We start from the raw sequence: 20,007 nt of genomic DNA, 5'->3' as shown, positions 1-20,007 counted from the left end.
CTCGGCGTGCTCGCCGGCGGGGTGCTCGTCGTGCTCGTCGGGTGGCTGCTGCAGGCCCCGGCGCTCGTGTTCGCCGGCACGACGCTCGTCGTGCTGATCGTGGCCGTCACCGTGTCGTTGCTGTTCCGCACGGCCGACGTCCGGGTCGCCCGTCGGTTCTCGCCCGATCGCGGCGTGGCCGGCTGGTCCGCCGTCGAGACGGTGTCGGTGCTGCCCCGCGGCAGCCGGACCTCCGGTGCGGTGCGGGTCCGCGAGCAGCTGCCCTTCGGGCGGTTGACCGACTCCGAGGCCGCAGCCGTCCTGCTCGTGCCGGGGCGCGCCTCCTCGGCGGTCTTCCGCCACCACGAGCTGCCGCGCGGGCGCCACCGCATCGGACCGCTGCACGTCGACCTGGTCGAGTCGTACGGGGTCGCCCGACGACGCGTCGTCGCCGACGGCGCCGCCGAGTTCGTCGTCGTGCCCGAGGTGGTCGAGGTCGGCCTCGGGCGCGAGTCCCGGGCGCTCGGCGACGGGTCGAGGCGGCAGCGCGAGCACAGCCTGGCCGGTGGCGAGGACGACCCCGTCACCCGGGAGTACCGCCGGGGCGACCCGATGCGGCGCGTCCACTGGAAGGCCACGGCCCGCCACGGCGAACTGATGGTGCGGCAAGAAGAGCAGCACGGCCTGCCGAGCGCCCGGGTGGTGATCGCGGTCGCGGCCGAGGGGTGGTCGGACTCGCGTCCGACGGTGCCGCCCTCGAGCGGCTTCCGGTCGAAGGCCGCGGCACCGACGATCCCGCTCGTCAGCGACGCCTTCGAGTGGGCGGTGTCGTTCGCCGCGACGGTGGCGGTCGAGGTCGGCCACGCGGGGTCGCTCACCGTCCTCGCGACGCCCGACGGGTCGCTCGTCGCCCGGCACGACCCGGACTCGACCGCGGCGTTCCTCGACGACCTCGCCGACCTCCGCCTCGACGACGAGCTCGGTGCCCCCGCGCCCGCTCCGTCGCCCCGCGAGCCCGTGGTCGCCGTCGTGTCGGGTTTGAGGCGGCTCGAGCTCGACCTGCTCGTCGCCTCGCGGGCCGTCGGGTCGTCGGCCGTGGCCGTCGTCGTGACGCCTGCCCTTCCGCTCGGTGCGGGACTCACCTCGCGCCCCGCCCGGTCCGCCGACGGTGCCGACCGGACGGTCGCTCCCGTGCTGACCCCGGACGAGGTGGCCGGAGCCCTCGTGGACGCCGGGTGGCGGGTCGTCGAGGCCGACTCGAGCGACGACGTCGGACGCCTGATCGTCCGCGCGGGGGTACTCGATGACTGACCCGTCGCCTCGCGTGGGGTTCTTTGGCGCGGCGCCGGGCGCCACGGCCCGGTGGCAGACCTCGGTGCTGCTGTGGCTCGTGCTCGTCCTCGCGCTGGCCAGCCTGCACCCGGTGTTCGTCGGGGTCGGCTGGTGGGTGGCCGGCGCCGTCGTCGCCGGCGTCGCGCTCGGCGCGTCACTGATCCTCCGCTCCCTGGGCACGGCACCGTGGGTGGGGGTCGTCGTCGGGGCAGTCGCCGGGGCCCTCGTCACGACGGCCTTCGCCTCGGGGGGCACGGCCCTGCTGGGCGTCGTGCCGACGGGAGCGACCTTCGCGCGCCTCCCCGAGCTCTCGGCGCAGGCGAACGCCGCGATCGTCGACGGGTCGGCACCGGTCGAGGTCAACGACGGGCTGCTCGTCACGGTCGCCGTCTCGGTGCTCGTCGTCGCCGTCGTCACCGACCTGCTGTCGAGCGTCGGGCAGCTGACGGTGATGACCGGGCTCTTCCCGGCGCTCGTGCTGGCCGTGCCGACCTTCGTGCCGAACGTCGCCACGAGCTGGCCCTGGGTCGTGGCGACGGTGCTGGCCTACCTGGTGCTGCTCATGGTGTCGACCGGGCGTCGGCCCTCGCGGGCGGGCCTGGTCGGGGCCGCGGCGTCGGTGGCCGTCGCGGGCCTGCTGACGGCCGTCGTCCCGCTGTCGGGCGTGGCGCCGCTGACCGGGTCGGGCACCGGCACGGGCCTCGCCACGGGGGTGAACCCCATCATCGACCTGGGCGACGACCTCCGCCGGGGGGCGCCGGTGACGGTCCTCTCGTACCGCACCGACGACGCGCAGGGCCAGTACCTCAAGCTCGTCGACCTCGTCGACTTCTCGGGCCGCACCTGGAGCCCGGCCGACGTGCAGCTCGACCCCCTGAACACCCTCGACGCCCTGCCCGACGCTCCCGGCATCGACCCCGGCACCGCGCGACGGGACGTCACCACCGACGTGACCGTCGGCGCGCTCCGAAGCCCCTACCTGCCGGTGCCCGTGCCGCCCACGAGCATCGAGGGCCTCGACGACGGGTGGCGGTTCGTCGACGAGAGCGGCGTCACGGTGCGCAGCGACTCCGAGGGCACGCAGGGGCTCGAGTACGAGGTGACGAGTCGCCCCGTCGACCCGAGCCCCGAACAGGTCGTCGCCTCGCTCGACGACGCGGGGCCCGACATGTCGGCCTACCTCTCGGTCGACGAGGTCCCGCAGAGCGTCACCGACCTCGCGGCCGAGGTCACCACCGGTGCCGCCAACCCGTTCGACGCCGCCGTCGACCTGCAGGACTACTTCCGTGACGGCGACTTCACGTACTCCGAAGACACGCCCGTCGACCGCGGCTACGACGGCAGCGGCCTCGACGCGATCGAGACCTTCTTGCAGGTGAAGAGCGGCTACTGCGTGCACTTCGCCTCGGCCATGGCGGTCATGGCCCGCACGCTCGGCATCCCGTCGCGCGTGGCCGTCGGGTTCTTGCCGGGCAACCTGCAGGGCGTCGGAGACGACGCGGCGTTCCAGGTCAGCAGCGACGACCTCCACACCTGGCCCGAGCTGTACTTCGCCGGCCTCGGCTGGGTGCCGTTCGAGCCGACCGTCGGGCTCGGTGCCCCACAGCAGTACCTGCAGCAGACCGGCGTCGAACCCAGCGACGTCCCCTCGGACGACGCCAGCACCGCTCCCGACGCCAGCACCGGGCCCTCGGCGTCGACGGCTCCGACGACGGCGACCCCGGGGGCGAGCGCCACCCCGACGTCGGGGGCCGCCGGCTCGGGTTCCGGAGTCGGGCCGGTCCCGTCGATCGCGCTGTCGGTGCTCGCCGCCCTGCTGCTCGCCGGCCTCGTCGTGCCCTCCGGCCTGCGTGCCGGGCGTCGGCGTCGCCGTCTGTCCGCCGACCCGCCCGACCTCGCCTTGCACGCCTGGCACGAGGTCGTCGACACGGCCCGCGACCTCGGCGTGCCCGTGACGTCGGGTCTCACCCCGCCGGCCGTCGCCGACCTCCTGCTCGGGCGTCTGGGGAGTGACGGTGCCGCCCGGGCGTCGACGTCCGTCCGGGCGTCGAGGGTCCAGGAGGCGCGGGTCGCGACGTCCGCGCTGCTCGACGCCCTGCAGGCCGAGCGCTTCGGTGCTCAGCCCGCGGCCGGCCGGGTGCAGGCGGACGCGCGTCGCGTGATCGACGGGCTCCGCGCCTCCTCGTCCGTCGGGCAGCGCGTCGCGGCGACGATCGCGCCGCGGTCGCTCGTCGGTGGCACGGAGGCGACGTCCGGTTCGACGGCGTAAACTCACTCCTCGTGCCTCATTTCACCAAGACCCCCTACACCGTGCCGGTGTTCGACCTCGTGCACCGTCCGGGCGAGATGCGCGAGCACGAACTCGACGTCGTCGTCCCCGAGCGGCTCGGCGAGGGTCAGATCTCGGTGCCGAAGGGCGCCGAGGTCGCGATCGACGTCAAGCTCGAGGGGCTGCACGACGGCATCCTGGTCTCCGCCCACGTGTCGGGCACGGCCGTCGGCGAGTGCAGCCGGTGCCTGCGCGACATCTCCGAGCCGGTCGAAGTCGATTTCGCCGAGCTTTTCGCGTACGATGTCGACGAAGCTTTTGACTATCAGGTTCAAGACGATCACGTGGATCTTGAACCCGTGGTCAGAGACGCAGTGGTTCTGTCACTGCCCTTCCAGCCGGTCTGTCGGCCGGATTGTCCGGGCCTCGACCCCGAAACGGGCGAGCGTGTGGACGACATCCCCGACTACCAACCCCGCGAGATCGCCGACCCCCGCTGGTCGGCCCTGGCAGGGTTCCAGGCTGAATCGGCACCCGCCGACGGCACGTCACAGGGCACCGGTCACGACGACCAGCGCCCGGCCGACGAGCAGCACTGAACACCACCGCGTCACCCACCATCGTCAGACCCAGGCACCCGTGAGGGTGCCGACAGAGAGAAGAGAAACCCATGGCCGTCCCGAAGCGCAAGCAGTCACGCTCCAACACGCACGCTCGTCGTTCGCAGTGGAAGGCCACGCCGGTCCAGCTCGTCAAGACGATCGAGAACGGCAAGGTCACCTACAGCCTCCCGCACCGTGCCAAGGTCGTCGAAGACAGCGCCGGCACCGCCCTGTACATGGAGTACAAGGGCCGCAAGGTAGCCGACGTCTGATCACCGACGTGAACCCGTCCGCCCTCGCGGTGAGCGCATGAGTCAGCCCGAGTCGAGCCCTGGTGCCGACCGGGCTGTTCTCTTGTCCCGGCTGCAGATCGAGTTGAGCGACGACCTGATCGACCAGGCGCTCACCCACCGGTCGTACTCGTACGAGCACGGCGGCGTCGGCAACAACGAACGCCTCGAGTTCCTCGGCGACTCGATCCTCGGGCAGGCCGTCACGGTCATGCTCTTCACCGAGAACCCCGACCTCGACGAGGGTGACCTCGCCAAGCGTCGGGCGAGTCTCGTGAGCACCGTGGCGTTGGCCGAGGTCGCCCGCATCGTCGGGCTCGGCCCGTACCTGCGGCTGGGCCGCGGCGAAGAGCTGACGGGCGGGCGCGACAAGCACTCGATCCTCGCCGACACCGTCGAGGCGATCATCGGTGCGACCTACCTCGAGGCCGGGGGCGAGGCCGCGACCGCGCTGGTGCTCCGGCTCGTCGCACCGCTGCTCGTCGACCCCGACCGCTTCGGCGCCGCGATGGACCCGAAGACCAGCCTGCAAGAGCTCGCCGCCGCCCTCGGGCGCGGCATGCCATCGTACTCGGTGACCGACAGCGGCCCCGACCACGACAAGCGGTTCCACGCCGTCGTCGCCCTGGGTGACGAACAGGGTGTCGCCGAGGGCTCGGGCAGCAGCAAGAAGCAGGCCGAGATGGCCGCGGCCCTCGAGGCCTGGACGACCCTGAACGCCTCGGCCGCCGGGGTCGCGGCCGCGCGTCGCGCCGCCGCGTCGTCCGACTGACCGTGCCCGAGCTGCCCGAGGTCGAGGTCGTCCGCGCGGGGTTGCACCCCGTCGTGGCCGGTGCCGTGGTGACGGCTGTCGACGTCCTCGACCAGCGCTCGCTCAAGCGGCACCGCGGCCCGAGCGACGACTTCGTCGACCGGCTCGTCGGTGGCACGATCGACTCGGCCGTCCGCCGGGGCAAGTTCCTCTGGTTCCCGTTCGAACCGGCCGAGCCGCACGAGCAGCCGCTGGCGCTCGTGGCGCACCTGGGCATGAGCGGGCAGGTGCTGTTGCGCAGCCGTGACGCCGAGCCCGACCGCCTCATGCGCATCCGCCTCGACGTCGAGAGCCCCTCGCTCGGGCCGGTCCGGCTCGCCTTCGTCGACCAGCGCATCTTCGGCTCGATGGCCCTCGACGAGACGGTGCCCACCCTCGACGGGCGAGCGGCGGGGTTCGCCGGCCCGCGCCTCCTGGGTTCCGAGGCCGAGGCCGAGGCCGTGGCCGACGACGAGGCCGGACGGCCCGCCTCGCCGGCACCCGACCTCGCCGGCACCGACGACGACCCGGCCGCCTGGGTGCGCCGCGTCCCGCAGCAGGTCTCGCACATCGCCCGCGACCCGCTCGACCCGGCCTTCGACGAGCCACGCGTCGTCACCCGGCTGTTGGCCCGTCGCACCGGCGTCAAGCGCGCCCTGCTCGACCAGGGCCTGTTCAGCGGGGTCGGCAACATCTACGCGGACGAGAGCCTCTGGGCCGCGCGCGTCCACCCTGAGCAGCCGACCGAGTCGTTCTCGAGGGCGCGGGCCCGCGTGCTGCTGGCCGAGGTGCGGGTCGTCCTGTTCAAGGCCCTGGGCGAGGGGGGCACGAGCTTCGACGCGCAGTACGTCAACGTGAACGGCCAGTCGGGCTACTTCAGCCACAGCCTGGCCGCCTACGGGCAGCAGGGGCGACCGTGTCCGCGCTGTGGCACCCCGATCGTGCGCGAGGCCTTCATGAACCGCTCGAGCCACTTCTGCCCCCGCTGCCAGAAGGTCCGCACGCGCTGAGCCCGGGCGTCCTCGGTGCCGCCCGCCTCCCCGGTCGACGGGCCCCCCGCCCGTATCCTTGAGCGCGGGTCACCACCCGACACGATCCCCGAGGAGGCGCGGCGCATGTACCTGAAGAGCCTCACGCTCAAGGGCTTCAAGTCGTTCGCCTCGGCGACCACGTTCGCGTTCGAGCCGGGCGTCACGTGCGTGGTGGGTCCCAACGGCTCGGGCAAGAGCAACGTGGTGGACGCCCTCGCGTGGGTGATGGGCGAGCAGGGGGCGAAGAACCTGCGCGGCGGCAAGATGGAGGACGTCATCTTCGCCGGCACCTCGACGCGTGGCCCCCTCGGCCGGGCGCAGGTCGTGCTGACGATCGACAACTCCGACGGCGCCCTGCCGATCGACTACACCGAGGTGACCATCAGCCGAACGCTCTTCCGCAACGGGGGCAGCGAGTACGCCATCAACGGTGAGGGCTGCCGCCTGCTCGACGTGCAAGAGCTGCTCAGCGACTCCGGCCTCGGCCGCGAGATGCACGTCATCGTGGGGCAGGGCCAGCTCGACGCGGTGCTGCACGCCACCCCCGAAGACCGCCGAGGGTTCGTCGAGGAGGCCGCGGGCATCCTGAAGCACCGGCGCCGCAAAGAGAAGACGCTCCGCAAGCTCGACGCGATGCAGACCAACCTCACCCGCCTGAGCGACCTCGCGGGCGAGATCCGTCGCCAGCTCAAGCCCCTGGGCCGTCAGGCCGAGATCGCCCGTGAGGCGCAGACCATCGCCGCGGTGGTCCGTGACGCGCGGGCCCGCCTGGTGGCCGACGAGGTCGTCGGCCTGCGCGAGTCGCTGACGGCCTTCTCGAGCACCGAGTCCGAGCGCAAGAGCGAACGCATCGTCCTGCAAGAGCAGCTCGACCAGAACAAGCAGCGCGAGCACCGGCTCGAGCAGGCGATGGTCGGCGACGCCGTCGACGACGCCCGCCGGGTCGCCTTCGGGCTCGAGTCGGTCCACGAACGCCTCCGCAGCCTGTCGAGCCTCGCGCAGCAGCGACTGCAGCTGCTCGCCCAGCAGGCGGACCAGCCCGCCGTGGCGACGACCGTCAGCTCGGGCATGGTCGCCGACGCGCGCGACGAGGCCGAACGCCTGCGCGGCGACGTCGCGCACGCAGAGTCGGCCGTCGGCGCGGCCGGGGCCGAGCTGGCGACGGCCCGTGCGTCGCTCGACGCGCTCGACGTCGAGATCCAGGCGCAGGCCGTGCTCGTCTCGCAGCACGACCTCGACGCGACGCGACTGCGCGGGGCGCTCGAGACCGCGCGCTCGGGGCTCGCGGCCGTGCGCGGAGAGCAGCTGCGGCAACGTGCCGCGCTCGAGGCGGCCGAGGCGCGTCGTGACGCCGGGCGCGCCGAGTACGCCGAGCTCGAGGGGCGGTCGCCGCGCGTCGACGGCGACGGGGTCGACCACGCCGCCGTCCAGGCCGAGGCCGAGACCCGAGTGACGGCTCTCTCGGCGAGCGTCGACGAGCTGCGCGACCGCCTCCACGTCGCCGAACGCGAGCGCGACGCCCTCGCGGCCCGCCGCAGTGCGCTCTCGCTCGCCCTCGACCAGAACGACGCCACGGCCGCGCTCGTCGCCGCGGGCCGACCCGGCATCCGGGGCCTGGTGGCCGAGCACGTCCAGGTGCGTCCGGGCTACGAGGCCGCGGTCGCCGCGGCGCTCGGCAGCGTGGTCGACTCGGTGCTGGCCGACGACCTCGAGGCCGCGGCCGACGCCGTCGCGCACGCCACCGAGGCCGAGCTCGGCCGGGTCGAGGTCGTCGTGGCCGAGCCCGTGCGGCCCCTGTCGACGCTCGACGTGGACCTCCCGACCGGAGCCGTCGCCGCCACGGCCGTCGTCACCGCGCCTCCCGGGGTGCTCGGCCTGCTGGCCGCCACGGTCGTGGCCGACGACCTCGCGGTCGCCCGCTCGGCCTGGCAGGCACTCGCGGGCCACCCCGTGCCGGTCACCGTCATCACGCGGGCCGGCGAGGTGCTGACCGACTACGTGCTGCGCGGCGGGTCGGGCGCCGGACGCTCGCGTCTCGAGCTCGTCGCCGAGCGCGACGCGGCCGCCGACCGGTTGACCGGGGTCGCCACCGAGATCGAGCGGCTCGCCCCCGAACTCGCCGAGGTCCGAGAGCGGCTGGCCACCACCCGTGCCCGGGCGAAGGAGGCCGCGGCGGCCGCCCGCGACGAGGAGGCGCGGGTCACCGCCCACGGGCAGCAGCTCGGTCGTCTCCGTGCCCGGGTCGAGGCTGCCGAGGCCGAGGTCGAGCGTCTCTCGATCGCACTCGACGCGTCGTCCGAGGCCGTGGACGCCGCGAGCCGGGCCGTCGACGCCGCCGCGGCCGCCCACGACGAGCACGCCGCCCGGCCGCGCCCGCTGCTCGACGCCTCGACGCGAGACGGCCTGCTGGCCGAGGTCGAGGCGGCGCGCGCCGTCGAGACCGAGCGCCGCATCGCCCTCGAGACCGTGCGCGAACGCGTCCGGGCCGAGATCGCCCGGGCCGAGACCCTGCAGCGCCAGCTCGACGAGCAACGGGCCGCCGCCGAGCTGCAGGCCCGCCGGACGGTCGTGCGGCAGCGCCAGACGGCCGCCACCTCGGCGGTGCTCGAGGCTCTGCCGCCGACCCTCGACGCGGTCGCGCGGTCGGTGGCCGAGGCCCGCGCCGTGCTGACCGAGGCCGAGGCGGCCCGGGCCGAGCAGAACGCCGAGCTGCAGGCGCTGCGGCGGGCCGAGCGTGAGCTGCGCGACCGGCTCGGCACGGTGACCGAGAGCGTGCACGGCCTCGAGATGGAGATCTACGAGAAGAAGCTGCACCTGTCCGGACTGCTCGAGCGCGCCGGCTCCGAACTCGGCCTCGACGAGGACGTCCTCGTGGCCGAGTACGGCCCGCACGTGCTCGTCCCCGGCGACGACGACGTCGTGGCCCGTCCGTCCGTCGACGACGAGGTCGACCTGGTCGACGTCGAGGCCGCGGGCGACGCGGACGCGGACGCGGCGGGTGGGTCCGTCGACCGTGCGGGCGAGGCGGCGGACGACCTCGACGACGCGACCCCCGCCGGGTCCGGCGCCGCGCCTCCTCGGGGCGTGCCCTTCGACCGGTCGGCCCAGCAGCGGCGGCTGGTGGTGGCCGAGAAGAAGCTCGCGCAGCTCGGCCGGGTCAACCCGCTCGCCCTCGAGGAGTTCGCGGCGCTCGAACAGCGACACCTGTTCTTGACCGAGCAGCTCACCGACCTGACGGGCACCCGGAAGGACCTGCTGACGATCATCGACGAGATCGACGACAAGATGCAGACCATCTTCGCCAGTGCCTTCGCCGACACGCAGGCCGCGTTCGACCGGGTGTTCCCGGTGCTCTTCCCCGGGGGCAGCGGCTCGTTGCACCTGACCGACCCCGACGACCTGCTCGCGACCGGCATCGAGGTGACCGTGAGGCCGGCCGGCAAGAAGATCGAGCGGCTCTCGCTGCTGTCGGGCGGCGAACGGTCGCTGGCCGCCGTCGCGCTGCTCATCGCGATCTTCAAGGCCCGGCCGAGCCCGTTCTACATCATGGACGAGGTCGAGGCGGCGCTCGACGACGCGAACCTCGGTCGCCTGCTGACGATCTTCCAGGACCTCCGCGAGTCCAGCCAACTCATCGTCATCACGCACCAGAAGCGCACCATGGAGATCGCCGACGCCCTCTACGGCGTCTCGATGCGCCAGGACGGCGTCAGCGCCGTCGTCGGCCAGCGCGTCGTCTCCGAGAGCGCCACCGCGGCCCCCGCCCCGGCCTGACCGGCGCCGTCGGGCCTGCCCGGTCTGACCGGCCCCACCGGCGACACCCTCAGAAACGCAGGAGGCGCGACCTGCGTGGCCGCGCCTCCTGCGTTCTCGACGTGCCCCACCGGGCACCGGAGTGTCAGTCGATGGGCGTGTCGACGACCCCGCCGTTGATGCTCAGCACGTGCCAGGCGGTGCCGTCCCACTCGACCGTGTTCGCGGCGGCGTTCTCGATGTGCGGTACTTCGCGGCCGAGGATCTCGGCGAGGGTGAAGCGGATGATCGTGCCGTGGCAGACGACGACGATGTGGGCGTCGTCGCCATCGAGCGGCAGACGGGTGTCGCGGATCATCTCGAGTGCGCCGATGCCGCGCGCGGCGACCGAATCACGGGGCTCGATGTCGGGGTAGTCCGCGTTCGGCTCGTCGGGGATCGGCGACTCGGGGGTGCGGCCCTCGTGCGAGGCGTAGTCGCGCTCGATCAGCTCGGCGTAGGCGTCGCCCAGTTCGATGCCGAGCTCGCCGGCGATGATCTCGGCGGTCTCGCGGGCCCGCCCGAGCGGTGACGAGACGATGGCGCTCCACTCGACGCCGGCCAGCAGGCGGGCCGCCTCGAGGGCCTGGCCGCGTCCGGTGTCGTTCAGGGGGACGTCCGACGAGCCCTGGAGCTTGTCGGCGGCGTTCCAGTCGGTCTGGCCGTGGCGGATGAGTTCGAGGCGCATCGAGGTGTTCCGTTCCGTGGTGCGGTCGCGGTCGTGCCGCGGGGGAGTGGCGGTGGCTGGTCGGGTCGGGGAAGGGCGGACGGGCGGCCCCGGGTGGGGCCGCCCGTCGGGTGGTCAGTGCTCGTCGCGGTCGGTGGTCGCGGTGACGCCGGCCTTCGCGCGCGCGTCCCGGCGGGTCTTGGCGAGGCTGGCGACGGTCGCGACGGCGATCGTCAGCACGATGAAGCCGAGCGAGAACCAGATCGGGATCTCGGGGACCCAGGTGATCGGCTCGCCACCGTTGATGAACGGCACCTCGTTGACGTGCAGGGCGTGGAACAGCAGCTTGACGCCGATGAAGGCGAGGATGACCGCGAGGCCCTGCGCGAGGTAGACGAGGCGCTCGAGCAGGCCCGAGATCAAGAAGTAGAGCTGGCGCAGGCCGAGCAGCGAGAACGCGTTGGCCGTGAACACGATGTACGCCTCCTGCGTCAGGCCGAAGATCGCCGGGATCGAGTCGAGGGCGAACAGCACGTCGGTCAGGCCGATGGCGACCATGACCAAGAAGAGCGGGGTGAAGAGGCGCTTGCCGTCGACCTTGGTGGTCAGCTTCTGGCCGTCGTAGTCCTTCGAGGTCGGGATGACGCGGCGCAGGGCGCGGATCAGCTTGCTGTCGGCCTCGTCCTTCTCGTCGTCACCGTGGCCGCCCTTGACCTGGCTGTAGGCGAGCCAGAAGAGCAGGATGCCGAACAGGTAGAAGACCCACGAGAAGTTCTCGATGATGACGACGCCCGCGGCGATGAAGAGTCCGCGCGACAGCAGGGCGATCGCGATGCCGACCAGCAAGACCTTCTGCTGGTAGATGCGGGGCACCGCGAAGCTGGTCATGATGATCAGGAAGACGAACAGGTTGTCGACCGAGAGGGCCTTCTCGGTGATGTAGCCCGCGAAGTACTCACCGCCGAAGGTCCAGTTCGTTAAGACGCCCACGCCGACTCCGAACAGGATGGCGATGCCGATGTAGACGCACGACCAGATCGCCGACTCGCGGATCGTCGGCTCGTGCGGGGTGCGCACGTGACTGAAGAAGTCGAAGAACAGCAGGCCGATGATGCCGGCGATGGTGATCGCCCAGGTCAAGAAATGGACGTCCATGTGTGTACCTCCAGTACGCAGCGGGTACCGAAGGTCTCCTCCACTCGCGTCGCGCCCTGATCAGGACGGCTGCGAACCGGTGCACCGGGTCGAGATCGGTCTCTTCCGTATTGACGACGCCACCGCGCGGGAGTACTCCCCTTCAACCCGGCGAGCTTACAGCCTCTGCACGTCCGCGGTCTCGCCCGGGGCCGAATAAGCTGGCGCGCATGGCTTCTCCCTGGTCCCTCTCCGGTGCCCTCCGTGGCATGTTCGCCAAGAAGACGATCGACGAGACGACGTGGGACGACCTCGAGGCGGCCCTGATCGGCGCCGACTTCGGCCCCGACGTGACCGAGCAGATCATCGACGACCTGCAGGCGAAGGTGCATCGCTACTCGACCACCGACCCCGCCGACCTGAAGCGCATGCTGCGCGAGACGCTCGAAGAGCGGCTGTCGAAGCTCGATTCGACCCTCAAGCTCAGCGCCCGCCCCGCCGTCGTGCTGATGGTGGGGGTCAACGGCGTCGGCAAGACGACGACGATCGGCAAGTTCGCGAAGTTCTTGCGCAACTACGACCGGTCGGTGGTCGTCGGGGCGGCCGACACCTTCCGCGCCGCGGCGGTCGAGCAGGTCGCGACCTGGGCCGACCGTGCCGGCGCCCGCATCGTCCGCCCGCAGCAGCAGGGGCAAGACCCCGCGTCGGTGGCGTTCCAGACGGTCGAGCTCGCCATGCGCGAGGGCATCGAGATCGTCCTGATCGACACCGCCGGGCGCCTGCAGACCAAGTCGGGGCTGATGGACGAGCTCGGCAAGATCAAGCGCGTCGTCGAGAAGCAGACCGAGATCGCCGAGGTGCTGCTCGTGCTCGACGCGACCACCGGCCAGAACGGCCTGGCCCAGGCACAGGCATTCATCGAACACGCCGGGGTCACGGGCCTCGTGCTGACGAAGCTCGACGGCTCGGCCCGCGGCGGGTTCGTCCTCGCCGTGCAAGAGCAGACCGGCATCCCGATCAAGCTCGTCGGCCAGGGCGAGGGCATCGGCGACCTCACGGGCTTCACGCCGCACGTGTTCGTCCAGAACCTCATCGCCTAGACGCGGTAGACGCGGTCGACGCGGTCGACCGAAGCGCAGGAGGCGCGGGTCACGCGACCCGCGCCTCCTGCGTCGTCCCCATCGACGGTCACACGGCCTGGCGTCCGGCCCCCGCCTCGAGCAGGTGCCGCAGCGCGTCGGGCACGACCCCGCCGCGCGCCTCGGTCGCCCGTGCCCACAGCCGCCCCGCGCGGTACGACGACCGGACGAGCGGCCCGGCCAGCACTCCGCTGAAGCCCATGTCTTCGGCGATCTCGCGGAAGTCGACGAACTCGTCGGGGTGCACCCACCGGGCGACCGGCAGGTGCCGGGGGCTGGGGCGCAGGTACTGGGTCAGCGTGATGATGTCGGTGTGCGCCTCGCGGAGGCGTTCGAGGGCGTCGATCACCTCGTCGCGCTCTTCTCCCATGCCGAGGATGAGGTTCGACTTCGTCACGAGACCGGCGTCGTGCCCCTGCGTGATGACGTCGAGCGACCGTTCGAAGGTGAAGGCGGGGCGGATGCGCTTGAAGATGCGGGGCACGGTCTCGACGTTGTGTGCGAACACCTCGGGGCGGGCGTCGAACACCTGCCCGAGCAGCTCGGGGCGACCGTTGAAGTCGGGCACGAGGATCTCGACGCCGGTGCCCGGGTTGAGTTCGTGGATGCGACGGATGGTCTCGGCGTAGAGCCACGCGCCTCCGTCGTCGAGGTCGTCGCGGGCGACGCCCGTGACCGTCGCGTAGCGGAGCCCCATCTCGCGCACCGACTCGGCGACCGAGAGCGGCTCGCGACGGTCGAGGGGGCTCGGCCGGCCCGTGTCGATCTGGCAGAAGTCGCAGCGTCGGGTGCACTGCGAGCCACCGATCAAGAAGGTGGCCTCGCGGTCCTCCCAGCACTCGAAGATGTTCGGGCAGCCGGCCTCCTGGCAGACGGTGTGCAGCTTCTTGTCGACCACGAGCTCGGTCAGGGCGCGGTACTCGGGGCCCTGCCTGGCGGTGGTCTTGATCCAGGTCGGCTTCTTCTCGATCGGGGTCTCGGCGTTGCGGGCCTCGACGCGCAGCAGGCGTCGGCCCTCGGGGGCGGTCGTCGTCATCGGTGGGCTCCCACGGGGTCGGGTCGGGCCGGCACGCGGCCGGCTGTCTCGAGGCTGGTCAGGTAGGTGGTCAGGGCGGTTTCGAGGGCGTCCGCGACGTCGGTGACGGCCACTCGCCTCCCGGAGGCGCGGGTCAGGCTGGTCACGCCGGCGTCGGCGATGCCGCAGGGCACGATCTGGTCGTAGGCCGCCAGGTCGGCGTCGCAGTTCAGCGCGACGCCGTGCATCGTGACCCCTTCGGCGACCCGGACGCCGACGGCCGCGACCTTCTCGTCGGCGGCCGACCCCCGCACCCAGGCGCCGCTGCGCCCGGCGACGCGCTCGGCCGGCACGCCGACGCCCGCGCAGACCTCGATCAGGCAGGCCTCGAGCGCCCGCACGTGCGCGACGACGTCGAGCGGCTCGGGCAGGCGCACGATCGGGTAGGCCACGAGTTGGCCGGGGCCGTGCCAGGTGATGCGTCCGCCCCGGTCGACCGGGACGACGGGGGAGCCGTCACGAGGCAGGTCGGTCGGCTGCGTCCGCGTCCCCGCCGTGTAGACCGACGGGTGCTGGCAGAGGACGAGGGCCGACTCGAGTCGCCCGGCGACGACGTCGGCGTGCAGCTCTCGCTGCAGGCGCCAGCCCTCGTCGTAGGCGAGGGGCGGGCCCGTGACGCCCAGGCGTCGCGTCGTGGTCATGCCCCGAGGGTAACCGCATTGATGCACTCGGTACAACAAAGACGGGCCAGGGAGGCGCGGCCCAGCAACGCGGGACGCCGACGGTCGGTTAAGATGGGGGCACCATGGCCACTTTTGGAACCCTCTCCGACCGCCTCGCGGAAACGTTCAAGAACCTCCGCAACAAGGGCAAGCTGAGCCCCGCCGACGTCGACGGCACCGTGCGCGAGATCCGTCGCGCCCTGCTCGACGCCGACGTCTCCTTCGACGTCGTGAAGGCGTTCACGAACACGGTGCGCGACCGTGCCCTCGGCGACGAGGTCAGCAAGGCGCTGAACCCCGCGCAGCAGGTCGTGCAGATCGTCAACGAAGAACTGGTGCACATTCTCGGCGGTCAGCAGCGTCGGCTCGAGTTCGCGAAGAACCCGCCGACCGTGATCATGCTCGCGGGCCTCCAGGGTGCCGGCAAGACGACCCTCGCGGGCAAGCTGGCCAAGTGGCTCGCGAAAGACGGCCACACGCCCATGCTGGTGGCGGCCGACCTGCAGCGTCCGAACGCCGTCACGCAGCTGCAGGTCGTCGGCGAGCAGGCCGGTGCGCACGTCTTCGCGCCCGAACCCGGCAACGGCGTCGGCGACCCGGTCAAGGTCGCCAAGCAAGCGATCAAGTACGCCCGCGACAAGCAGTACGACACCGTGATCGTCGACACGGCCGGTCGCCTCGGCGTCGACGCCGAGCTGATGAAGCAGGCGGCGAACATCCGCAAGGCGGTCGACCCCGACGAGGTGCTGTTCGTCATCGACGCCATGATCGGTCAGGACGCCGTCGCGACGGCCAAGGCCTTCCAAGACGGAGTCGACTTCACCGGCGTCGTGCTCTCGAAGCTCGACGGCGACGCCCGCGGTGGTGCGGCGCTCAGCGTCGCGTCGGTCACCGGGCGGCCCATCATGTTCGCGTCGACGGGCGAGTCGCTCGACGACTTCGAGCCGTTCCACCCCGACCGCATGGCGAGCCGCATCCTCGACCTCGGTGACATCCTCTCGCTCATCGAGCAGGCCCAGCAGGCCTTCGACGAAGAAGAGGCGATGGCGGTCGCGCAGAAGATCGCGACCGACTCGTTCACGCTCGACGACTTCCTCACCCAGATGCAGCAGCTGCGCAAGATGGGCTCGATCAAGGGCATGCTCGGCATGCTGCCGGGTGCCAAGGGCATGCGCGAGCAGCTCGACAACTTCGACGAGCGCGAGATCGTCCGCACCGAAGCGATCATCCAGTCGATGACCCGCCAAGAGCGCACCACGCCGAAGCTGCTCAACGGCTCGCGTCGCCTGCGCATCGCCCGGGGCTCCGGCATGACCGTCACCGACGTCAACCAACTCGTGCAGCGCTTCGAGCAGGCCTCGAAGATGATGAAGACCGTCGCCAAGGGCGGCGTGCCCCAGGTGCCCGGCATGGGGCCGATCCCCGGTGCGTCGTACGCCGGCAAGAAGGTGCAGCCCAAGAAGAAGGGCTCGAAGGCCGGCAACCCGGCCAAGCGTGCGGCACAGAACGCGGCCCTCGCCACGGGCGCCAAGCCGGCGTCGTCGGCTCCCGGCGGTTCCGGCTTCGGGCTGGGCGGCGGCGCGGGTGCCGCCGGCGGCGGGGCACCCTCGCCCGAAGAACTCGCGTCGCTGCAGAAGATGCTCGGGCGCGGCTGACCGGACCCGCGCCTCCTGAGGTCCGACGACGCCCGCCCCGCACGACGCGGGGCGGGCGTCGTCACGTCCCGGGCTGTGACGCTGCCGGCCCGTGTCGTGCCGGCCCGCGGCGGGGCGGCCGCGGTCACTCGGCGGCCGAGAGCCCCTCGTCGAACTCGCGGACCAGCGACGCGACCACCGGGCGCAGGTCGCCGCCGTGCGCGGCGGCCACGGCGAGCTGTCGCTGGTAGCTCGCCCCGCGGTCGGTGATGGTGGCGAGCGAGTGCAGCTCGTCGAGGCAGCCGAGGCGTTCGGCCGCCGGCTCGAGGGTCGCGACGAGCTCGCGCAGGTCGTCGGTCACGAGCCGCTCGTCACCGGCCGCGTTCTGGATGACGATGGCGTCCATGCCGTACCGCGCGGCCCGCCACTTGTTCTCGCGGACGAACCACGGCTGCATGGTCGGCAGCGTCTCGCCGCGGTCGAGGCGCTCGGACATGTCGTCGACCAGGCACTGCACCAGGGCCGTCACGGCGGCGAGCTCTTCCGTGGTGGCGATGCCGTCGAAGACGCGCGTCTCGAGGGTTCCCCACTTCGGCGACGGGCGGAGGTCCCAGCGCAGTTCGCTGTGGTCGTCGATGACGCCGGTGTGGGTCAGGTCGGCGACCATGGCCTCGTACTCGGCCCAGGCGTCGAACTGCGGCGGCAGGCCGGCCGTCGGCAGCTGCTGGAACATCAGGGCGCGGTTCGAGGCGTACCCGGTCTCCTCGCCCACCCAGAACGGGCTCGAGGCCGTCAGCGCCTGGAAGTGCGGCAGGTAGGTCAGCATGCCGTTCAGCACGGGCAGCACCTTGGCGCGGTCGTCGATGCCGACGTGGACGTGCACGCCCCAGATCATCATCTGCCGACCCCACCAGCGGGTGCGGTCGATCAGCGTCGCGTAGCGCTCCTTGTCGGGCGTGACCTCTTGGTCGGCGTAGCGGCTGTAGGGGTGGGTGCCGGCGCACATTAGGTCGGCGCCGAGCACCGAGGCCGGCCCGCGGACCTGGTCGATGGTGCCCCTGAGGTCGTCGACCGCGTCGGACACGCGGTGGTGCACGCCCGTCACGACCTCGACCGTGTTGGTGAGCAGTTCGGTCGTCAGTCGCTCCGGGCCGCCGTCGTTCACGTGGGCGAGGTCGGCCAGGATCGCCGGGGCGTGGGGGGCGAGCTCGCCCGTCTCGTGGTCGACGAGGGCGAGCTCCCACTCGACGCCGAGGGTCGACCGCTCTGAGGTCGTGAAATCGATGCGCATCCGCGTGGCCTTCCCGTGGGCGTCAGGGCTGGTCCATCCTGCCAGTCGGGTGCTCGCCCGGGCCGTCGCCGCCGCCGGTCGACGACCGTGGCGGCGCCCGGCGACCCGCAGGAGGCGCGGTGCCGGACACGACGGAACGCAATTCGTGCAGATGGCCGTTCGTCTGCAACAATGTGAGGTCGAGTCTTCTGTCGTCCGACCCTCTAATCAGACGACGTTCGACTCCCATCAGAGCTTTCGAGCCGAGTGTGCCCCCACGCTCACGGCTAGCAACTCGCCCACATCACATCACACAGGAGAATTGTGGCTGTCAAGATCCGTCTCAAGCGCATGGGCAAGATCCGCGCCCCCTACTACCGCATCGTCGTCGCCGACTCGCGCACCAAGCGCGACGGTCGCGTCATCGAAGAGATCGGCAAGTACCACCCCACCGAAGAGCCCTCGTTCATCGAGGTCGAGTCCGAGCGTGCGCAGTACTGGCTGAGCGTCGGCGCGCAGCCGACCGAGCAGGTCGCCGCGCTGCTGAAGCTCACGGGTGACTGGGGCAAGTTCAAGGGCGACGCCGACGCCGTCAGCACCGTCAAGACCAAGGCTCCGAAAGAGGCCTTCGTCGCCGACGAGAAGAAGAAGCCGGTCCTCGTGCCCAAGACCGAGAAGCCCGCGGCCAAGGCCGAGGCTCCTGCCGAGTCCAGCGACGACGCCGAGACCACCGAGGCGTAGTCGGTGCTCGCACCTGCACTCGAACACCTCGTCCGGGGGATCGTCGATCACCCGGACGAGGTGCAGGTCGTGGAGAAGAACTCCCCTCGAGGCGACGTCCTCGAGGTGCACGTCCACGCTGACGACCTCGGTCGCGTGATCGGTCGGGCCGGCCGCACCGCGAAGGCCCTCCGTACCCTGGTCACCGCGCTGGCCGACGGCAAGCGCGTCCGTGTCGACGTCGTCGACGGCGATCTCTAGAACCGTGCCGTCCGACCGCAAGACCGAACTCCGGGTGGGGCGACTCACCAAGGCCCACGGCCTCAAGGGCGCCCTCAAGCTCGAACTCTTCACCGACACCCCCGAGCAGCGCTTCGTGCCGGGTGCGGTGTTCCGATTGCAGGTGCCCGCCGACAGCGCCTGGCACGACAAGACCCTCACCCTGACCGAGCTGCGCTGGTACAACAGCCACCCGGTGGGCTTCTTCGAGGGCGTCGACGATCGCACGGGCGCCGAGTCGCTCGTCAAGGCGATCCTCTGGGTCGACCAAGACGCCGACGAACTGCCGCAAGAAGACGACGCCTGGTACGACCACCAGCTGGTCGGCCTCCGCGTCGAGCGTGACGGCGTCGTCGTCGGCACGGTCGCCCGCGTCGACCACCTTCCCGCGCAAGACCTGCTCGCCGTCGACACCGCGTCCGGCGAGGTCCTCGTCCCGTTCGTCCAGGCCATCGTGCCGAAGGTCGACATCGACGCCGGCGTGGTCGTGGTCACCCCGCCGCAGGGTCTCTTCGAAGAACTGGCCGACGACTCCGACGAGCCCGACGAATCGGTCGAGTCCGACGGCGGCGCCGCCACCGACGGCGACTCCGCCACCGACGACGAGCACTGACGCGTGCGCATCGACATCGTGTCGATCTTCCCCGAGTTCTTCGGGGTGCTCGACATCTCGCTGCTCGGCAAGGCCCGACAGCAGAAGCTGCTCGACGTCGAGGTGCACGACCTGCGCGACTTCACGCACGACCGGCACCGCACCGTGGACGACACGCCCTACGGTGGCGGTGCCGGCATGGTGATGCGCCCCGAGCCCTGGGGTGAAGCGCTCGACCACGTCTTCGGCGAGACCTCGACCCCCGACGACACGATCATGATCGTCCCGTCGCCGGCCGGCACGCCGTTCACGCAGGCCACGGCCCGCGAGCTGGCCTTCGCCCCCCACCTGGTCTTCACCTGCGGCCGGTACGAGGGCATCGACCAGAGGGTCGTCGACCACGCCGCCACGCGCGCGACCGTCCGCGAGATCAGCCTGGGCGACTACGTCCTGAACGGCGGCGAGGTCGCGGTGACGGCGATGATCGAGGCGATCGGCCGCCTCGTCCCCGGCGTCGTCGGCAACCCCGAGAGCCTCACCGAAGAGAGCCACGAAGACGGGCTCCTCGAGTACCCGAGCTACACCAAGCCGGCGTCCTGGCGGGGCCTCGACGTGCCTCCCGTGCTGTTGAGTGGCAACCACGCCGCCATCGCGGCCTGGCGTCGAGAGCAGCAGCTCGAGCGCACGCGTCGGGTGCGTCCCGACCTGCTCGACTGAACGACCCGTCCGCCCGGCTCGACCACTGCGGTC

Annotated in this window: 18 protein-coding genes; 13 read left to right on the top strand and 5 right to left on the bottom strand. The window is 71.8% G+C overall.

The genetic code is table 11. The annotated features are described in order from the left end of the window. Positions 1 to 6: 6 nt before the first annotated feature. From ITJ55_RS04075 to ITJ55_RS04045, 7 genes are all read left to right on the top strand, one after another. Positions 7 to 1,290 carry a DUF58 domain-containing protein gene (locus ITJ55_RS04075; RefSeq protein ID WP_194594186.1) on the top strand — a complete coding sequence of 428 codons (1,284 nt, stop codon included), beginning with the start codon at positions 7 to 9 and terminating at the stop codon, positions 1,288 to 1,290. Continuing rightward, a complete protein-coding gene (locus ITJ55_RS04070; protein ID WP_228497562.1) occupies positions 1,283 to 3,580 on the top strand; it encodes a transglutaminaseTgpA domain-containing protein in 2,298 nt (765 codons plus the stop codon). Before ITJ55_RS04075 ends, ITJ55_RS04070 begins: the two co-directional genes overlap by 8 nt. 11 nt (positions 3,581 to 3,591) lie before the next feature. After that, positions 3,592 to 4,179: a DUF177 domain-containing protein gene (locus tag ITJ55_RS04065; protein WP_370544006.1), complete on the top strand. Its 588-nt coding sequence runs from the start codon at positions 3,592 to 3,594 to the stop codon at positions 4,177 to 4,179. A gap of 71 nt (positions 4,180 to 4,250) precedes the next feature. After that, positions 4,251 to 4,454 carry a 50S ribosomal protein L32 gene (rpmF, locus tag ITJ55_RS04060; RefSeq protein ID WP_043593937.1) on the top strand — a complete coding sequence of 68 codons (204 nt, stop codon included), beginning with the start codon at positions 4,251 to 4,253 and terminating at the stop codon, positions 4,452 to 4,454. A gap of 37 nt (positions 4,455 to 4,491) precedes the next feature. After that, positions 4,492 to 5,244 (top strand): ribonuclease III, encoded by a 753-nt coding sequence (gene rnc, locus ITJ55_RS04055; protein WP_194594184.1) that lies wholly within the window; start codon positions 4,492 to 4,494, stop codon positions 5,242 to 5,244. Between the two features lie 2 nt (positions 5,245 to 5,246). Next, positions 5,247 to 6,272 (top strand): DNA-formamidopyrimidine glycosylase family protein, encoded by a 1,026-nt coding sequence (locus tag ITJ55_RS04050; RefSeq protein WP_194594183.1) that lies wholly within the window; start codon positions 5,247 to 5,249, stop codon positions 6,270 to 6,272. Positions 6,273 to 6,377: 105 nt separating this feature from the next. Then, positions 6,378 to 10,067, top strand: a complete 3,690-nt coding sequence (locus ITJ55_RS04045; RefSeq protein ID WP_194594182.1) for a chromosome segregation SMC family protein — start codon at positions 6,378 to 6,380, stop codon at positions 10,065 to 10,067. Positions 10,068 to 10,191: 124 nt separating this feature from the next. Here ITJ55_RS04045 and ITJ55_RS04040 read toward each other — a convergent pair whose 3' ends face one another. Both ITJ55_RS04040 and ITJ55_RS04035 read right to left on the bottom strand, forming a co-directional pair. Further along, positions 10,192 to 10,773 (bottom strand): histidine phosphatase family protein, encoded by a 582-nt coding sequence (locus ITJ55_RS04040; protein WP_194594181.1) that lies wholly within the window; start codon positions 10,771 to 10,773, stop codon positions 10,192 to 10,194. Positions 10,774 to 10,887: 114 nt separating this feature from the next. Continuing rightward, complete coding sequence (locus tag ITJ55_RS04035; protein WP_194594180.1) at positions 10,888 to 11,907, bottom strand: TerC family protein; 1,020 nt, start codon at positions 11,905 to 11,907, stop codon at positions 10,888 to 10,890. A gap of 209 nt (positions 11,908 to 12,116) precedes the next feature. On the opposite strand from ITJ55_RS04035, the gene ftsY reads away from it, so the two are divergent. Then, a complete protein-coding gene (ftsY, locus tag ITJ55_RS04030) occupies positions 12,117 to 12,986 on the top strand; it encodes a signal recognition particle-docking protein FtsY (RefSeq protein ID WP_194594179.1) in 870 nt (289 codons plus the stop codon). A gap of 88 nt (positions 12,987 to 13,074) precedes the next feature. Here the strand turns inward: ftsY and lipA are convergent, their stop codons facing one another. Next, positions 13,075 to 14,061 (bottom strand): lipoyl synthase, encoded by a 987-nt coding sequence (gene lipA / locus ITJ55_RS04025; RefSeq protein WP_194594178.1) that lies wholly within the window; start codon positions 14,059 to 14,061, stop codon positions 13,075 to 13,077. Continuing rightward, on the bottom strand, positions 14,058 to 14,741 hold the full coding sequence (gene lipB / locus ITJ55_RS04020; protein ID WP_194594177.1) for a lipoyl(octanoyl) transferase LipB: 684 nt from the start codon (positions 14,739 to 14,741) through the stop codon (positions 14,058 to 14,060). The genes lipA and lipB overlap by 4 nt, the downstream gene beginning before the upstream one ends. Positions 14,742 to 14,845: 104 nt before the next feature. On the opposite strand from lipB, the gene ffh reads away from it, so the two are divergent. After that, a complete protein-coding gene (gene ffh / locus ITJ55_RS04015) occupies positions 14,846 to 16,417 on the top strand; it encodes a signal recognition particle protein (RefSeq protein ID WP_194594176.1) in 1,572 nt (523 codons plus the stop codon). A 124-nt stretch (positions 16,418 to 16,541) separates the two neighbouring features. Here ffh and ITJ55_RS04010 read toward each other — a convergent pair whose 3' ends face one another. Beyond that, positions 16,542 to 17,687 carry a glutamate--cysteine ligase gene (locus ITJ55_RS04010; protein ID WP_194594175.1) on the bottom strand — a complete coding sequence of 382 codons (1,146 nt, stop codon included), beginning with the start codon at positions 17,685 to 17,687 and terminating at the stop codon, positions 16,542 to 16,544. Between the two features lie 303 nt (positions 17,688 to 17,990). Between ITJ55_RS04010 and rpsP the strand changes: the two genes are divergently transcribed. From rpsP to trmD, 4 genes are read left to right on the top strand one after another with little or no spacing between them, the layout of a single operon-like run. Then, a complete protein-coding gene (gene rpsP / locus ITJ55_RS04005; protein ID WP_123518285.1) occupies positions 17,991 to 18,407 on the top strand; it encodes a 30S ribosomal protein S16 in 417 nt (138 codons plus the stop codon). A 3-nt stretch (positions 18,408 to 18,410) separates the two neighbouring features. Continuing rightward, positions 18,411 to 18,647, top strand: coding sequence for an RNA-binding protein (locus ITJ55_RS04000; protein ID WP_055971873.1), 237 nt, complete (start codon positions 18,411 to 18,413; stop codon positions 18,645 to 18,647). Then, complete coding sequence (gene rimM, locus ITJ55_RS03995; protein ID WP_370544005.1) at positions 18,619 to 19,278, top strand: ribosome maturation factor RimM; 660 nt, start codon at positions 18,619 to 18,621, stop codon at positions 19,276 to 19,278. The genes ITJ55_RS04000 and rimM overlap by 29 nt, the downstream gene beginning before the upstream one ends. A 3-nt stretch (positions 19,279 to 19,281) precedes the next feature. Then, positions 19,282 to 19,974 carry a tRNA (guanosine(37)-N1)-methyltransferase TrmD gene (gene trmD / locus ITJ55_RS03990; RefSeq protein ID WP_194594174.1) on the top strand — a complete coding sequence of 231 codons (693 nt, stop codon included), beginning with the start codon at positions 19,282 to 19,284 and terminating at the stop codon, positions 19,972 to 19,974. Positions 19,975 to 20,007 lie beyond the last annotated feature (33 nt).

Source organism: Frigoribacterium sp. VKM Ac-1396 (assembly GCF_015350895.1).
GTDB lineage: Bacteria > Actinomycetota > Actinomycetes > Actinomycetales > Microbacteriaceae > Frigoribacterium.
This window is presented reverse-complemented; position numbering and strand designations above follow the sequence as displayed.

Excerpts from the sequence above, each read along its gene's own strand:
- ITJ55_RS04045 (WP_194594182.1), top strand. The coding sequence starts at position 6,378 with ATGTACCTGAAGAGCCTCACGCTCAAGGGCTTCAAGTCGTTCGCCTCG.
- ITJ55_RS04070 (WP_228497562.1), top strand. The coding sequence starts at position 1,283 with ATGACTGACCCGTCGCCTCGCGTGGGGTTCTTTGGCGCGGCGCCGGGC.
- ITJ55_RS04010 (WP_194594175.1), bottom strand. The coding sequence starts at position 17,687 with ATGCGCATCGATTTCACGACCTCAGAGCGGTCGACCCTCGGCGTCGAG.
- rpmF (WP_043593937.1), top strand. The coding sequence starts at position 4,251 with ATGGCCGTCCCGAAGCGCAAGCAGTCACGCTCCAACACGCACGCTCGT.
- lipB (WP_194594177.1), bottom strand. The coding sequence starts at position 14,741 with ATGACCACGACGCGACGCCTGGGCGTCACGGGCCCGCCCCTCGCCTAC.
- rnc (WP_194594184.1), top strand. The coding sequence starts at position 4,492 with ATGAGTCAGCCCGAGTCGAGCCCTGGTGCCGACCGGGCTGTTCTCTTG.
- lipA (WP_194594178.1), bottom strand. The coding sequence starts at position 14,061 with ATGACGACGACCGCCCCCGAGGGCCGACGCCTGCTGCGCGTCGAGGCC.
- ftsY (WP_194594179.1), top strand. The coding sequence starts at position 12,117 with ATGGCTTCTCCCTGGTCCCTCTCCGGTGCCCTCCGTGGCATGTTCGCC.
- ITJ55_RS04040 (WP_194594181.1), bottom strand. The coding sequence starts at position 10,773 with ATGCGCCTCGAACTCATCCGCCACGGCCAGACCGACTGGAACGCCGCC.
- ITJ55_RS04035 (WP_194594180.1), bottom strand. The coding sequence starts at position 11,907 with ATGGACGTCCATTTCTTGACCTGGGCGATCACCATCGCCGGCATCATC.
- ffh (WP_194594176.1), top strand. The coding sequence starts at position 14,846 with ATGGCCACTTTTGGAACCCTCTCCGACCGCCTCGCGGAAACGTTCAAG.